The organism is Pseudomonas sp. LjRoot71 (assembly GCF_964253255.1).
Taxonomy (GTDB): Bacteria; Pseudomonadota; Gammaproteobacteria; order Pseudomonadales; family Pseudomonadaceae; genus Aquipseudomonas.
Genome location: NZ_CAXURA020000001.1, coordinates 1,898,591 through 1,912,824 on the forward strand (window position 1 = coordinate 1,898,591; position 14,234 = coordinate 1,912,824).

Sequence of the window (14,234 nt, forward strand, 5' to 3'; positions counted from 1 at the left end):
GCGTGGAGACTCTCCCCTTGACCACCATCGTTTCAGTGCGCCGCAACGGCAAAGTCGTCATGGGCGGCGACGGCCAGGTGTCCCTCGGCAATACCGTGATGAAAGGCAATGCGAAAAAAGTCCGTCGCCTGTACCACGGCCAGGTGCTGGCTGGTTTTGCCGGTGCCACTGCCGACGCCTTTACCCTGTTCGAACGCTTCGAAGGCCAACTGGAAAAACACCAGGGTCATCTGATCCGCGCCGCCGTCGAGCTGGCCAAGGATTGGCGCACCGATCGTTCGCTGAGCCGCCTGGAAGCCATGCTGGCAGTCGCCAACAAGGACGCCTCGCTGATCATTACCGGCAACGGTGACGTGGTTGAGCCCGAACACGGCCTGATCGCCATGGGCTCCGGCGGCGGCTTCGCCCAGGCCGCCGCCATGGCCCTGCTGCAGAAAACCGACTTGAGCGCCCGCGAAATCACCGAAACCGCGCTGAACATTGCCGGCTCTATCTGCGTATTCACCAACCAGAATTTAACTATCGAGGAAGAAGACTGCGCTGAATAAGCGCGCTCTCCTCTGGAGTACCCCCGCATGTCCATGACGCCCCGCGAGATCGTTTCCGAACTCAACCGCCACATCATCGGCCAGGACGACGCCAAGCGCGCCGTGGCCATTGCCCTGCGCAACCGCTGGCGGCGCATGCAGCTGCCCGCCGAGCTGCGCCAGGAAGTGACGCCGAAGAACATCCTGATGATCGGCCCCACCGGGGTCGGTAAAACCGAAATCGCCCGTCGCCTGGCCAAGCTGGCCAATGCCCCGTTTATCAAGGTGGAAGCAACCAAGTTCACCGAAGTCGGCTATGTCGGCCGCGATGTCGAGTCGATCATCCGCGATCTGGCCGATGCCGCGATCAAGATGCTGCGCGAGCAGGAGATGATCAAGGTTCGCCACCGTGCCGAGGACGCTGCCGAAGAGCGCATCCTCGATGCCCTGCTGCCGCCAGCCCGCACCGGTTTCAATGAAGAGGCCGCCCCGGCCAGCGACTCCAACACCCGCCAGCTGTTCCGCAAACGCCTGCGTGAGGGGCAGCTGGACGACAAGGACATCGAGATCGAAGTGGCCGATGCGCCGGCCGGCATCGAAATCATGACCCCGCCGGGCATGGAAGAGATGACCAACCAGCTGCAAAGCCTGTTTTCCAACATCGGCAAGGGCAAGAAGAAGAGCCGCAAGCTCAAGGTCAAGGAAGCCCTGAAGATGGTGCGCGATGAAGAAGCCGCGCGCCTGGTCAACGAGGAAGAACTCAAGGCCCAGGCACTGGAAGCCGTGGAGCAGAATGGCATCGTGTTTATCGACGAGATCGACAAGGTGGCCAAGCGCGGCAATGTCGGCGGTGCCGATGTGTCCCGTGAAGGCGTGCAGCGCGACCTGCTGCCGCTGATCGAAGGCTGCACGGTCAACACCAAGCTGGGCATGGTGAAAACCGACCACATCCTGTTTATCGCTTCCGGTGCCTTCCACCTCAGCAAGCCGAGCGACCTGGTGCCCGAGCTGCAAGGCCGCCTGCCGATTCGCGTTGAGCTGAAAGCCCTGACCCCGCAGGACTTCGAGCGCATCCTCAGCGAACCGCACGCCTCGCTCACCGAGCAATACGCCGCGCTGCTGCACACCGAAGGCCTGGGCATCCAGTTCGCCCAGGACGGCATCAAGCGCATCGCCGAGATTGCCTGGCAGGTCAACGAGAAGACCGAGAACATTGGCGCACGCCGCCTGCACACCCTGCTCGAACGCCTGCTGGAAGAAGTCTCCTTCAGCGCCGGTGACCTGGCTGGCCAGCAGAACGGCACGCCCATCGTGATCGACGCTGCCTACGTCAACAGCCACCTCGGCGAGCTGGCGCAGGACGAAGATCTGTCACGTTATATCCTCTAAAAACCTGCCTACGATCAGCTGCGCGTCGGCCCTGCTGCGTTAAAAACAGGCTCGGAAAGCCGCTTGCGGCTAACGCACCTTAGTGCGGTCCCGAAGGGGCGAGTGAAACGAGTAATGCTCATGTACAACTCGTACACTCCGCTTCCTCGCCGTTTTGACCAGCCGAAGGCTGTTACTAACGTAGCGCCTTGCATGGCTCTAGCTCGCAAGATCGTAAACAGTTTTTAACAGCAGCCTGCAGGAGCCGGTTTGCTAGCGATTTGGCATGATCGTGAGCAAGCTCGCTCCTACATTCCCTGCGGAACCCGTCCATGCGCATCCCAACCGCGATAAAACTGCACAAAGCCTCGAAAACCCTGGAGCTGCATTACGGGGCGGACGAGCGCTACACCCTGCCCGCCGAGTTCCTGCGTGTGCATTCGCCCTCGGCCGAGGTGCAGGGCCATGGCAAGCCCATTCTGCAAACCGGCAAGCTCGGCATTGGCCTGAGCAAAATCGAACCCGCTGGCAATTACGCGCTCAAGCTGACCTTCGACGACGGCCACGACAGCGGCCTGTTCAGCTGGGACTACCTGGAACAGCTGGCCATCCGGCAAAACGAGCTGTGGAACGATTACCTGGCCGCTCTGGCCGCCGCCGGCAAATCCCGCGACCCCAGCGAGAGCGTGGTGCGCCTGCTGCTCTGACACTCCACGTGCGGCCTGTCAGGTACAGCCCCATGCAGCCTCGGCTTTTTCCCCAGGACAAACCTGCCGGGCGACAATCTGCCGCAGTGCAGCAACCCCTCTAGGCCGTTGTTCCTGGCCGGTTAGAGCGCATTTTCTAATCCTTCTCTGCATACTTGTCGCGCATTCGGCCAAGATCGCGGCCAGCTTGCACAAATTCACAAACTCGGGTAACCAAGTAGTTGGAAATTTTCCTGTTTCTGGCCAGGCCAGTTGCAGGGAAGATTGCGGAGCGATCCGCCCTTGGTAATCCGGGCAATACCTGGTTCATGGAACCTGCTCAAAGTCTCGCGAGCTAGAGTCATGCAAGGCAAAAACAGGCGAGGAAGCGGAGTGTACGTTTGTACATGAGCATTCCGAGTCTGGTTTTAACGCAGCAAGACCGACGCGCAGCAGACTTGGAGCAGGTTTTAGCCCTGTGTCGCCGTGCACAGCCGTATACCGGTATTTCGTCTCAGGACAATGGAGCGTTGTAGATGACAGATAAGAATAATGATGACCTGAAAAACCAGGCCTCCGAGAACACCCTGGGGCTTAACCCGGTAATCGGCATCCGTGGTAAAGACCTGCTCAGCTCCGCGCGCATCGTGCTCAAGCAAGCCCTCAAACAGCCGCTGCACAGCGCCAAACACCTTGCCCACTTCAGCCTGGAGCTGAAGAACGTGATGCTCGGCCAATCCGACCTCACCCCCGCCGAAGGCGACCGGCGCTTTGCCGACCCGGCCTGGAGCCAAAATCCGCTGTACCGCCGTTACCTGCAGACCTACCTGGCCTGGCGCAAGGAGCTGCATGACTGGGTCGAGCACAGCAACCTGTCCGAGCAGGACGCCAGCCGTGGTCACTTCGTGATCAACCTGATGACCGAAGCCATGGCCCCGACCAACAGCATGGCCAACCCGGCGGCCGTAAAACGCTTCTTCGAAACCGGTGGCAAGAGCCTGCTCGACGGCATGTCGCACCTGGCCAAGGACATCGTCCACAACGGCGGCATGCCCAGCCAGGTCAACATGAATGCCTTCGAGGTCGGCAAGAACCTCGCCACCAGCGACGGTGCGGTGATCTTCCGCAACGACCTGCTGGAACTGATCCAGTACAAGCCGATCACCGAGCAGGTGCACGAGCGCCCGCTGCTGGTAGTACCGCCACAGATCAACAAGTTCTACGTCTTCGACCTGTCGCCGGAAAAGAGCGTGGCGCGTTTCCTGCTGCGCAACGGCGTGCAGACCTTCGTGGTGAGCTGGCGCAACCCGACCAAGGCGCACCGCGAGTGGGGCCTGTCGACCTATATCGAAGCGCTGAAAGAAGCCATCGATGTGGTCACCGCCGTCACCGGCAGCAAAGACATCAACATGCTCGGCGCCTGCTCCGGCGGCCTGACCACCACCTCGCTGCTGGGCCACTACGCCGCGCTGGGTGAGAAGAAGGTGCATGCCCTGACCCTGCTGGTCAGCGTGCTGGATAACCGCCTGGAAACCGACGTGGCGCTGTTCGCCGACGAGAAGAGCCTGGAGCTGGCCAAACGCCGTTCCTACCAGGCCGGTGTGCTGGAAGGCAGCGACATGGCGAAAGTCTTCGCCTGGATGCGCCCCAACGACCTGATCTGGAACTACTGGGTCAACAACTACCTGCTCGGCAACGAGCCGCCGGTGTTCGACATTCTCTACTGGAACAACGACACCACCCGCCTGCCGGCTGCGCTGCATGGCGAGTTTATCGAGATGTTCAAGTCCAACCCGCTGATCCGCGCCAATGCCCTGGAAGTCTGCGGCACGCCGATCGACCTCAAGCAGGTTACCAGCGACCTCTACTGCGTGGCCGGCACCACCGACCACATCACCCCGTGGGAGTCGTGCTACAAGTCGGCCAAGCTGTTTGGCGGCAACGTCGAGTTCGTGCTGTCCAACAGCGGGCATATCCAGAGCATTCTCAACCCGCCGGGCAACCCGAAAGCACGCTACATGACCAACACCGAGCTGCACGCTGACCCGAAAACCTGGCAAGCCAGCTCCACCAAGCACGCCGACTCCTGGTGGCTGCATTGGCAAATCTGGCTGGCCGAACGTTCCGGCGCCAACAAAAAGGCTCCGACCCAGCTCGGCAACAAGAAATACCCGGCCGGCGAAGCAGCGCCTGGCACCTACGTTCACGAACGTTGAGCCCTGCGCACTGCGCATCACTGCCCGCGACACTGGAGGTGTCGCTCGCCCGCCAGGTCATGTGACCCGGCGCGGCGAACCAGGCTCCGCCCTGGCGTTTCTGGAAAAGACCCGGAGGGTTTGATCCAGCGTTTTAACTGATAGGGCTTCTGCGCATGTCGCTACCTTTCACATTCCGCACCATCGAACTGGACGGCCAGACCATCCGTACTGCCGTTCGCCCCGGCAACGGCAAGATGACCCCGCTGCTGATCTTCAACGGCATCGGTGCCAACCTGGAACTGGTCATGCCGTTCGTGCGCGCACTCGATCCGGGCCTGGAAGTCATCGCCTTCGACGTCCCTGGTGTCGGCGGCTCGTCTACACCCAGCACACCGTATCGCTTCCCGGGTCTGGCCAAGCTGGCGGCACGCATGCTCGACTACCTCGACTACGGTCAGGTCAATGCCATTGGCGTGTCCTGGGGCGGGGCGCTGGCCCAGCAGTTCGCCCACGATTATCCGGAGCGCTGCAAGAAACTGATCCTCGCCGCCACCTCGGCTGGCGCGGTGATGATTCCCGGCAAACCCAAGGTGCTCTGGTGCATGGCCAGTCCACGGCGCTATGTGCAGCCATCCTATGGCGTACAGATCGCCCCGGAAATCTACGGCGGCGCCTTCCGCCGCGACCCGAAACTGGCCCTGGCGCATGCCAGTAAAGTCCGTTCGGGCGGCAAGATGGGCTACTACTGGCAGCTGTTTGCCGGCTTGGGTTGGACCAGCATCCACTGGCTGCACAAGATTCGCCAACCGACGCTGGTCATGGCCGGCGACGACGACCCGCTGATCCCGCTGGTCAACATGCGTCTGCTGGCCTGGCGGATCCCCAACTCGGAATTACACGTGATCGATGATGGCCACCTGTTTCTGGTGACCCGCGCCGAGGCCGTGGCGCCGATCATCATGAAATTCCTCGAAGAGGAACGGCAACGCGCCGTGATGCATCCGCAACCCACGGCGGCACGCAGCAACGGCTAAACGCACCGCCTCTGGGCAGGACATTTGATCGCACGCACTGAGGCTGTGCCGGCAGCACAGTGCTTGACCCGTTTCCGGGCACGTTGTATTACCTGAGACTTAGCGCGCGGCAGTCTGGAACGCACCTTGCGCGCGCGTTGGTATAAGCCTTGCTGCTTATCCATCAACCTTGAAGTCTCACGGTTTGACGACGGAGTGTTGCCCCATGCGAGACCAATCCGCCAAACGCGCCCTGCCCGTACGCAGCAGCGTGATGAATGCCCAGAACGCAGTGGTTGGTCTACGCGGCCGCGATCTGTTCTCCACTCTGCGCAGTCTGGCCCTGCAAGGGGTCAAGCAACCCATCCACAGCGCCCGTCATGCGCTGGCCCTGGGCGGCCAACTGGGGCGTGTGCTACTCGGCGACAAGCCGTTCAAGGTCAACCCGCAGGACCCGCGCTTCGCCGATCCCACCTGGCGTGGCAACCCGCTCTACAGCCGTGGCCTGCAAGCCTACCTGGCCTGCCAGAAACAGCTGAACAGCTGGATCGACGAAAGCAACCTGGATGCTGATGACCGTGCCCGCGCACGCTTTGTCGCCACCTTGCTCGGCGATGCCCTGGCGCCCAGCAACACCCTGCTCAACCCGCAGGTGATCAAGGAACTGTTCAACAGTGGCGGCAGCAGTCTGCTCAAGGGCGCCAGTCACCTGCTCGACGATCTGCTGAATAACGACGGCATGCCCAGCCAAGTCAGCAAGCACGCTTTCGAAGTCGGCCGTAACCTGGCCACCACCAGCGGCGCAGTGGTGTTTCGCAACGAGCTGCTGGAGCTGATCCAGTACAAGCCGATGAGTGAAAAGCAGTACGCCAAGCCGCTGCTGATCGTGCCGCCGCAAATCAACAAGTTCTATATCTTCGACCTCTCCAGCGAGAAGAGCTTCGTCCAGTACGCGCTGAAAAACGGTCTGCAAACCTTCGTCATCAGCTGGCGCAACCCCGATCCTCGGCACCGTGAATGGGGCCTGTCGAGCTATGTCGAAGCGCTGGAATCGGCCATCGACGCCTGCCGCGATATAACCGGCAGCAAAGACGCCAACCTGCTCGGCGCCTGTGCCGGTGGCCTGACCATCGCCGCCCTGCAAGGCCATCTGCAAGCCAAACGCCAACTGCGCAAGGTGGCCAGCGCCACCTACATGGTCAGCCTGCTGGACAGCCAGATCGACAGCCCGGCCATGCTGTTTGCCGACGAACTGACCCTCGAGGCCGCCAAACGTCGCTCCTACCAGCAAGGCGTGCTGGATGGCCGCGACATGGCGCGGGTGTTCGCCTGGATGCGCCCCAACGACCTGATCTGGAATTACTGGATCAACAACTACCTGCTCGGCAAACAACCGCCGGCCTTCGACATCCTTTACTGGAATAACGACAACACTCGCCTGCCGGCCGCCCTGCATGGCGACCTGATCGACTTCTTCAAGCACAACCCGCTGACCCACCCGCGCGGCCTGGAAGTCTGTGGCACGCCGGTGGATCTGCAGAAGGTCACGGTCGACAGCTTCAGCGTCGCCGGGATCAACGACCACATCACGCCTTGGGACGCGGTGTATCGCTCGACCCTGCTGCTGGGCGGTGAGCGGCGCTTTATTCTGTCCAACAGTGGGCACATTCAGAGCATCCTCAACCCACCAGGTAATCCGAAATCCAATTACCTGGAGAACCCCAAGCTCAGCGGCGATCCGCGCGCCTGGTACCACGATGCCGAGCACGTGCAAGGCAGCTGGTGGCCGGTATGGCTGAAATGGATGCAGGAGCGCTCAGGCGAGCAGAAAGACACCCTGCTGGCCTTGGGCAACCAGAACCATCCCGCGATGGAAGCCGCACCCGGCACCTACGTGCACGTACGCTGAAGTACTCGCATGATCAAACTGGCCGCAACCTGTTGCGGCCAGGTATCTTCACCACTCCCGCGGCCAGAATAAGAAGACCGGATGAAAACCCGCGACAGAATCCTCGAATGCGCCCGCCTGCTGTTCAATCAGAAGGGCGAACCCAATGTTTCCACCCTGGAAATAGCCAACGAACTGGGCATCAGTCCGGGCAATCTGTACTACCACTTCCACGGCAAGGAGCCGCTGATCCTCGGCCTGTTCGAGCGCTTTCAGGCGGAACTCGCGCCGCTGCTCTCGCCCCCAGAGGATGCGCAGCTGGATGTGGAAGATTACTGGCTGTTCCTGCACCTGATCGTCGAACGTCTGGCGCATTACCGCTTCCTGTTCCAGGATCTGTCCAACCTGACCAGTCGTCTGCCGAAGCTGGAGCGCGGTATGCGCCACTGGCTGAACAACCTCAAACGCGCGCTGGCCGAGCTACTCGCACAACTGCAGATCGATGGCCAGTTACGCAGCGATACGCAGTCACTGGGCCAACTGGTCGAGCAGATCACCCTGACCCTGCTGTTTTCACTGGACTATCAACGCATCATCGGCCGCGAAGGTGAAAGCCGCCTGGTGGTGTACCAGGTGATGATGCTGGTAGCCCCGCACCTGGCCGAAGAGTCGCGCTACGCGGCTGAACACCTGGCCCAGCGCTACCTGGAAGACTGACCCAGACAAACGCAAACGCCCGGCACTAGGCCGGGCGTTTGCGTTGACTGCTGCGCGTCTTACGACTGGGTAGCAGGTATCACGGGTGCAGCAGGTGCAGCGGCCGGAGCAGGTGCAGCAGCGGCTACCGGAGCAGCAGCCGGTTTGGCAGCTGCTGGCTTGGCCGGAGCCTTGGCGGCCGGCTTAGCTGCTGGCTTGGCAGCCGGTTTCGCGGCTGGTTTAGCAGCAGGCTTAGCGGCAGCTTTGGCAGCGGGTTTAGCCGCTGGTTTGGCTGCAGCCTTGGCGGCCGGTTTAGCTGCTGGTTTGGCAGCCGGTTTTGCAGCTGGCTTGGCGGCAGCTTTGGCGGCCGGCTTGGCAGCGGGTTTAGCAGCAGGTTTGGCGGCTACTTTCTTGACCGCAGGCTTGACCGATTTGACCGAGACACCGGTCAGTTGCTCGATCTGCTTGGTCAGGCTTTCCACTTTAGCGTTGAGCGCTTTCACTTCATTGCGGCTCGGTACACCGAGACGCGAAATGGCATTGTTCAAACGCTTGTCGAAGGCTTCTTCCAGCTCGCCCCACTTGCCAATTGCTTTGTCTTTGACTTCATCGACTTTCGATTTGGCAGTGTCCACTTTCGAACCCACAGTGGACTTCACAGCGCCAACTTGCTTGTCGACTTCGCTCTTGGCTTGCTTCTCAGCTTTTTCGCCATCCTTGACCAGCGTATCGAACAGCTTGTTGCCGTCCTTGCTGACCTTGGAGTAGGCACCCAAACCAGCCAGCCAGATTTGACGCGAATATTTTTCTACTTCGCCGATCCAGGAAGTGGTTTGCTTTTCGGTTTTCTTTTTGACAGCCATCCTGCTCTCCTTACTTGGTACGCGCGACGTGCTCGAGCAACGCGCTCAGCTCATCCAGCTTAGCAGAGAGCGCTTCAACATCCTGCTTGGACGGAATGCCAATGCGGTTCAGGGCGCTGGCAACACGGTTGTCGAAGGCTTTTTCGATCTTGTCGAGTTGCACTTCAACCTTGTTTTTCACGCTGCTGACATTGCTGGTGACAGTGGTTTTGACGCTGTCGATCTGGCTGTTAGCCGCCTCAACTTGTTCGTTGACCAGTTTTTTGCCTTGTTTTTCAACGCCTTCGCCGCTCTTCACGAGTTCTTTGAAGTACTCGGAACCTTCTTGACCGGCTTTGGCGTAAGCACCCAGACCCGCCAACCAGATTTTACGGGCGTAGACTTTGGCGTCGCTCAGCACGCTGCTGGTTTCTTCAACGACGGCTTTCTTTTTAACGGCAACTTTCGACATGGTGCACCTCACTCTAAGTGTTTCGAGGAAACGCCCACGGAATGTAGGCTTAGGTGCACGGTATCGATGAAAATTAGAAACCGCATACTAAGCGTAGAAAAAATTGCCGGGAGCAATTTTTAACCTCGCGCAGCGACGGCCCGCAGGGTGGCCGCCAGCCGATAGGGAAAGCCCACGGTAGGGTGCGCCATGCGCACCAAGACGCAGATGCAGGAGCATCAGGTATACGCCGCGCGCCCTACGCATCGCTATGCTGGCAGCTTGCTGCACACGGACGAAACATCAGCCCTGCAGATTCTTGTCCAGCACCTCTTCGATTTCGCGCTTGATGCTGCTGCTCATCGCTGACAGCAGCAGGCCCAGGCTGAGCTGCACGCGTACGCTGTCGTCATGCACATCAATACGGCCATCAGCGCCGCTGCGCTTGAACTCCAGGCTGTCGCCGTTCCAGCGGTAACGCACGTCGTATTCACGCGCCAGGCGCTCGGCCAATTGCTCGGCTTTCTCGCGGGCGACTTCGCGGCCCAGGGAATGGGGACGTTCAATGGTGATCTTGGCCATGGCATTTCTCCTCGCCCGTTAACTGCGACCTTAAGTCGCTGCGACTATAGCAAGGCTGCAGGCCGCAAGCTGCAAGCAGCTCGCGCAGACAACTTTGCTGTTTGCCGCGCAGCGCCCAAACCCAGCGGGGCTTTTTGGGTTTAGAATGACCGCCACTTTGGATGCAGCCTCTCTGTTTTAGGAAAGGGCAAGATGAACGACCCGCGCAATAGCAGCGACAGCGAACCCACCACGCATTTTGGTTTCCAGAGCGTGCCGGAAAGCCAGAAGGCGGAAAAAGTCGCCGAGGTGTTTCACTCGGTCGCCGCCAAATACGACCTGATGAACGACGTGCTGTCCGGCGGCATGCACCGCCTGTGGAAGCGCTTCACCATCGAGCTATCCGGCGTACGCACGGGCAATCGGGTGCTGGATATCGCTGGCGGCACGGGTGATCTGACCCGCAAGTTTTCCAGCCTGGTCGGCCCGACTGGCGAGGTGGTGCTGGCCGATATCAACGAATCGATGCTCAAGGTCGGTCGCGACCGACTGCTCGACAAGGGCGTGGCTGGCAACGTCAGCTTCGTTCAGGCCGATGCGGAAAAACTGCCATTCCCGGACAACCACTTCGACGTGGTGACCATCGCCTTCGGCCTGCGCAACGTGACCCACAAGGAAGACGCCATCCGTTCGATGCTGCGCGTCCTCAAACCCGGCGGACGCCTGCTGATCCTGGAGTTCTCCAAGCCCTCCAGCCCGCTGCTGTCGAAGTTCTACGACGCCTACTCGTTCAAGTTCATGCCGCTGGCCGGCAAGCTGATCACCAATGACGCCGAGAGCTACCGCTACCTGGCCGAGTCGATCCGCATGCACCCGGATCAGGACACCCTCAAAGCGATGATGGTCGAGGCCGGCTTCGAGCGCGTAACCTTCCACAACATGACCGGCGGCATTGTCGCCCTGCATCGCGGCATCAAGCCCTGATGCTTCTCACCGGGCTGCTGGCCGGAGTCGAGCTCGGCCTCAATCGCGTACTGGCGATGGACAGCACCGCGCTGCCACGCCTGGCTCACCTCAGCGGCAAAGTGATTGCCGTGGAATGTGCCGCGCCGAACCTGCAGCTGTTTATCCTGCCCAGCGCCAGCGGCCTGCAATTGGCCGCGCAGTGGGCTGGCGAAGCGGACTGTCAGCTGCGCGCTCCAGCCGCCAGCCTGCTGCGCCTGGCGACCAGCAAGGACAAAACCAGCATTCTGCACAGTCCGGAAGTCAGCCTGGATGGCGACAGCGCTGCCCTGCTGGAACTGGCCGGGATTCTTCAGGACCTCGAACTGGACTGGGAGTACGAGCTGTCACGCTGGCTTGGTCCGGTCGGCAGCCAACTGCTCGGTGGCCATCTGCGCAGCCGGGTGAGCTGGACCACTCAGGCCCTCGACAGCCTGCGCCTGAACCTGGCCGACTACCTCAGCGAAGAATCCCGCAGCCTGGTTGGCCAGCGCGAAGCCGATGCGCGCTTCGCCGAACTGGATCAGCTGAAGCTGTCTCTCGACCGACTCGACGCGCGCATCGAGCGCATCGCCCAACGCCATAAGCCCATCGCATGAAGCTGCTTGCCATTCGCCGTCTGCTGCGCATCCAGCGCGTGGTTATCCGCTATAAACTGGACGACCTGCTGTTCAACCTGCCGCTGCCCTTCTGGGCGCGCATGCTGCGCTATGCGCTGCCCTGGCGCTGGCTGCCGCGTCGTGCGCTGCAACTGTCGCGTGGCGCTCGCCTGCGCCTGGCACTGGAAGAGCTGGGGCCGATTTTTATCAAGTTCGGCCAACTGCTCTCCACCCGCCGCGATCTGCTGCCGCCGGACATCGCGGATGAACTGGCCAAGTTGCAGGATCAGGTACCGCCCTTCGACCCCGCCCAGGCACTGGCGCGCATCGAGTCGCAGCTGGGCGCCAAGGTCGCTGACGTCTTTGCCCGCTTTGACACCCAGCCACTGGCCTCGGCTTCCGTCGCCCAGGTGCATGCCGCGCAGCTGAAAAGCGGTGAAGAGGTGGTGGTCAAGGTAATCCGTCCCGGCCTGAAACCGGTGATCGAACAGGACATCGCCTGGCTGTTTCTACTGGCCAAGCTGGCCGAACGCGCCTCCGCCGATGCCCGCCGTCTGCGCCCGGTGGAAGTGGTCAGCGACTACCAGAAAACCATCGTCGATGAACTCGACCTGCTGCGCGAAGCCGCCAACGCCAGCCAGCTGCGGCGCAACTTCGAAGGCTCGCCCCTGCTCTACGTACCGCAGGTGTATTGGGATTATTGCCGGCCGAAAGTGCTGGTGATGGAGCGCATCTACGGCATTCAGGTCACCGATCTGGAAACCCTGGCCGATCAGCGCACTGACATGAAACTGCTGGCCGAGCGCGGCGTGGAGATCTTCTTTACCCAGGTATTCCGCGACAGTTTCTTCCACGCCGACATGCACCCCGGCAATATCTTCGTCAGCACGCGCACGCCGTGGAACCCGCAGTACATCGCCATCGACTGCGGCATCATCGGCAGCCTCACCGCCGAAGACCAGGACTACCTGGCGCGCAACCTGATCGCCTTCTTCAAGCGCGACTACCGCCGCGTGGCGCAGTTGCACATCGACTCCGGCTGGGTGCCGGCCGAAACCCAGGTCAATGATTTCGAGGCGGCGATCCGCACGGTTTGTGAGCCCATCTTCGAGAAGCCGCTGAAGGACATATCCTTCGGCCAGGTGCTGCTGCGCCTGTTCCAGACCGCCCGGCGCTTCAATATGGAAGTACAGCCACAACTGGTGCTGCTGCAGAAAACCCTGCTGAATATCGAAGGGCTGGGCCGCCAGCTGTACCCGGACCTGGACCTGTGGAGCACCGCACAGCCGTTCCTCGAGCGCTGGATGCGTGAGCGCATCAGCCCGCTACAGCTGCTGCGCAACCTGCAACTGCAGGCCGAGCAGGTGCCGCACCTGTCGCAGATCGCCCGCGAAACCCTGGAGCGCCTCAACCAGCAACCGACCAGCCGCCATGAACAGCCTGCCCCAAGCCGCCAATGGCCGGCCCGTCTGCTCGGTGCCGCGCTGATCGGCGGTGCCGCCACTCAGGGCCTGGTGCTGAGCCTGATCGCCTGGCCGAGCTGGCTGATGCTCGCCGGCGGCATCTATCTGGTGCTGCGCCGATAGCCACACCGGGTGCGCGCTGGCACACTAGCTTTCTGAATCAAGCAGCCCGAGATGGGCGGATAGGGCAATGACTGACTGGCTCGACGAAATCAACTGGAACAGCGACGGCCTGGTGCCGGCCATCGCCCAGGACCACAAAACCGGCCGCGTGCTGATGATGGCCTGGATGAACCGTGAAGCCCTGGCCCTGACCGCCACCGAGCAGCGCGCCATCTACTGGTCACGCTCGCGTGGCAAGCTGTGGCGCAAAGGCGAGGAATCCGGCCATGTGCAGAAACTGCACGAGCTGCGCCTGGATTGCGACGCCGACGTGATCATCCTGATGGTCGAGCAACTGGGCGGCATCGCCTGCCACACCGGCCGCGAAAGCTGCTTCTACCGGGTGTACGACAACGCCGAGTGGAAGACCGTCGACGCGGTGCTCAAAGACCCGCACGCCATCTATGCCGCAGGACACAACCATGAGTGACACGGGCATGACTGATACCCTGAGCCGCCTGGCCGAAGTGCTGGAGTCGCGCAAAGGCGCGGCCGCCGACAGCTCCTATGTTGCCAGCCTGTACCACAAGGGCCTGAACAAGATTCTGGAAAAGGTCGGTGAGGAATCGGTGGAAACCATTCTCGCCGCCAAGGATGCTGCCGTCAGTGGCGACTGCAGCGATGTGATCTACGAAACCGCCGACCTGTGGTTCCACAGCCTGGTCATGCTCGCCGCCCTCGGCCAGCATCCACAGGCGGTACTGGACGAACTGGACCGCCGCTTTGGCCTGTCCGGGCATGCGGAAAAAGCCGCACGCACACAAAACTGATCAACCAC

Annotated in this window: 15 protein-coding genes; 12 read left to right on the forward strand and 3 right to left on the reverse strand. The window is 61.3% G+C overall.

All coding sequences use genetic code 11. The annotated features are described in order from the left end of the window. Positions 1-17: 17 nt before the first annotated feature. The 7 genes from hslV (at position 18) to ACSQ17_RS08995 (ending at position 8,397) form a co-directional block, all read left to right on the forward strand. Positions 18-548 carry an ATP-dependent protease subunit HslV gene (gene hslV, locus ACSQ17_RS08965; RefSeq protein ID WP_233685389.1) on the forward strand — a complete coding sequence of 177 codons (531 nt, stop codon included), beginning with the start codon at positions 18-20 and terminating at the stop codon, positions 546-548. Between the two features lie 27 nt (positions 549-575). Then, positions 576-1,916 (forward strand): HslU--HslV peptidase ATPase subunit, encoded by a 1,341-nt coding sequence (gene hslU, locus ACSQ17_RS08970; protein ID WP_436068312.1) that lies wholly within the window; start codon positions 576-578, stop codon positions 1,914-1,916. A gap of 311 nt (positions 1,917-2,227) precedes the next feature. Next, a complete protein-coding gene (locus ACSQ17_RS08975) occupies positions 2,228-2,602 on the forward strand; it encodes a gamma-butyrobetaine hydroxylase-like domain-containing protein (RefSeq protein WP_436068313.1) in 375 nt (124 codons plus the stop codon). Positions 2,603-3,117: 515 nt separating this feature from the next. Then, on the forward strand, positions 3,118-4,797 hold the full coding sequence (phaC, locus tag ACSQ17_RS08980) for a class II poly(R)-hydroxyalkanoic acid synthase (protein ID WP_436068314.1): 1,680 nt from the start codon (positions 3,118-3,120) through the stop codon (positions 4,795-4,797). Positions 4,798-4,952: 155 nt separating this feature from the next. Next, positions 4,953-5,813: a poly(3-hydroxyalkanoate) depolymerase gene (phaZ, locus tag ACSQ17_RS08985; protein WP_257779108.1), complete on the forward strand. Its 861-nt coding sequence runs from the start codon at positions 4,953-4,955 to the stop codon at positions 5,811-5,813. A gap of 205 nt (positions 5,814-6,018) precedes the next feature. Then, complete coding sequence (gene phaC / locus ACSQ17_RS08990) at positions 6,019-7,701, forward strand: class II poly(R)-hydroxyalkanoic acid synthase (protein WP_436068315.1); 1,683 nt, start codon at positions 6,019-6,021, stop codon at positions 7,699-7,701. Positions 7,702-7,782: 81 nt separating this feature from the next. Then, entirely contained in the window at positions 7,783-8,397 is a 615-nt protein-coding gene (locus ACSQ17_RS08995) for a TetR/AcrR family transcriptional regulator (protein ID WP_436068316.1), read from the forward strand. Between the two features lie 59 nt (positions 8,398-8,456). Here the strand turns inward: ACSQ17_RS08995 and ACSQ17_RS09000 are convergent, their stop codons facing one another. The 3 genes from ACSQ17_RS09000 to ACSQ17_RS09010 all read right to left on the reverse strand — a co-directional run bounded on the left by ACSQ17_RS09000 (position 8,457) and on the right by ACSQ17_RS09010 (position 10,251). Continuing rightward, entirely contained in the window at positions 8,457-9,239 is a 783-nt protein-coding gene (locus ACSQ17_RS09000) for a phasin family protein (RefSeq protein ID WP_436068317.1), read from the reverse strand. Positions 9,240-9,249: 10 nt separating this feature from the next. Further along, positions 9,250-9,690, reverse strand: coding sequence for a phasin family protein (locus ACSQ17_RS09005; RefSeq protein ID WP_233685397.1), 441 nt, complete (start codon positions 9,688-9,690; stop codon positions 9,250-9,252). A gap of 282 nt (positions 9,691-9,972) precedes the next feature. Further along, positions 9,973-10,251 carry a polyhydroxyalkanoic acid system family protein gene (locus tag ACSQ17_RS09010; protein WP_436068318.1) on the reverse strand — a complete coding sequence of 93 codons (279 nt, stop codon included), beginning with the start codon at positions 10,249-10,251 and terminating at the stop codon, positions 9,973-9,975. Positions 10,252-10,443: 192 nt separating this feature from the next. On the opposite strand from ACSQ17_RS09010, the gene ubiE reads away from it, so the two are divergent. The 5 genes from ubiE (at position 10,444) to ACSQ17_RS09035 (ending at position 14,226) form a co-directional block, all read left to right on the forward strand. Beyond that, positions 10,444-11,214, forward strand: a complete 771-nt coding sequence (gene ubiE, locus ACSQ17_RS09015; RefSeq protein ID WP_436068319.1) for a bifunctional demethylmenaquinone methyltransferase/2-methoxy-6-polyprenyl-1,4-benzoquinol methylase UbiE — start codon at positions 10,444-10,446, stop codon at positions 11,212-11,214. Then, positions 11,214-11,831 (forward strand): ubiquinone biosynthesis accessory factor UbiJ, encoded by a 618-nt coding sequence (locus ACSQ17_RS09020; RefSeq protein ID WP_436068320.1) that lies wholly within the window; start codon positions 11,214-11,216, stop codon positions 11,829-11,831. Before ubiE ends, ACSQ17_RS09020 begins: the two co-directional genes overlap by 1 nt. Beyond that, on the forward strand, positions 11,828-13,417 hold the full coding sequence (gene ubiB / locus ACSQ17_RS09025; protein ID WP_436068321.1) for a ubiquinone biosynthesis regulatory protein kinase UbiB: 1,590 nt from the start codon (positions 11,828-11,830) through the stop codon (positions 13,415-13,417). The genes ACSQ17_RS09020 and ubiB overlap by 4 nt, the downstream gene beginning before the upstream one ends. 67 nt (positions 13,418-13,484) lie before the next feature. Further along, a complete protein-coding gene (gene hisI / locus ACSQ17_RS09030; RefSeq protein ID WP_436068322.1) occupies positions 13,485-13,886 on the forward strand; it encodes a phosphoribosyl-AMP cyclohydrolase in 402 nt (133 codons plus the stop codon). 7 nt (positions 13,887-13,893) lie between these two features. Further along, positions 13,894-14,226, forward strand: a complete 333-nt coding sequence (locus tag ACSQ17_RS09035) for a phosphoribosyl-ATP diphosphatase (RefSeq protein ID WP_233685795.1) — start codon at positions 13,894-13,896, stop codon at positions 14,224-14,226. The last annotated feature ends 8 nt before the right edge of the window (positions 14,227-14,234 follow it).

Bases quoted from the DNA above. Each gene is read 5' to 3' on its own strand.
- hslU (WP_436068312.1), top strand. From the start codon at position 576: ATGTCCATGACGCCCCGCGAGATCGTTTCCGAACTCAACCGCCACATC.
- ACSQ17_RS08975 (WP_436068313.1), top strand. From the start codon at position 2,228: ATGCGCATCCCAACCGCGATAAAACTGCACAAAGCCTCGAAAACCCTG.
- phaC (WP_436068314.1), top strand. From the start codon at position 3,118: ATGACAGATAAGAATAATGATGACCTGAAAAACCAGGCCTCCGAGAAC.
- phaZ (WP_257779108.1), top strand. From the start codon at position 4,953: ATGTCGCTACCTTTCACATTCCGCACCATCGAACTGGACGGCCAGACC.
- phaC (WP_436068315.1), top strand. From the start codon at position 6,019: ATGCGAGACCAATCCGCCAAACGCGCCCTGCCCGTACGCAGCAGCGTG.
- ACSQ17_RS08995 (WP_436068316.1), top strand. From the start codon at position 7,783: ATGAAAACCCGCGACAGAATCCTCGAATGCGCCCGCCTGCTGTTCAAT.
- ACSQ17_RS09000 (WP_436068317.1), bottom strand. From the start codon at position 9,239: ATGGCTGTCAAAAAGAAAACCGAAAAGCAAACCACTTCCTGGATCGGC.
- ACSQ17_RS09005 (WP_233685397.1), bottom strand. From the start codon at position 9,690: ATGTCGAAAGTTGCCGTTAAAAAGAAAGCCGTCGTTGAAGAAACCAGC.
- ACSQ17_RS09010 (WP_436068318.1), bottom strand. From the start codon at position 10,251: ATGGCCAAGATCACCATTGAACGTCCCCATTCCCTGGGCCGCGAAGTC.
- ubiE (WP_436068319.1), top strand. From the start codon at position 10,444: ATGAACGACCCGCGCAATAGCAGCGACAGCGAACCCACCACGCATTTT.
- ACSQ17_RS09020 (WP_436068320.1), top strand. From the start codon at position 11,214: ATGCTTCTCACCGGGCTGCTGGCCGGAGTCGAGCTCGGCCTCAATCGC.
- ubiB (WP_436068321.1), top strand. From the start codon at position 11,828: ATGAAGCTGCTTGCCATTCGCCGTCTGCTGCGCATCCAGCGCGTGGTT.
- hisI (WP_436068322.1), top strand. From the start codon at position 13,485: ATGACTGACTGGCTCGACGAAATCAACTGGAACAGCGACGGCCTGGTG.
- ACSQ17_RS09035 (WP_233685795.1), top strand. From the start codon at position 13,894: ATGACTGATACCCTGAGCCGCCTGGCCGAAGTGCTGGAGTCGCGCAAA.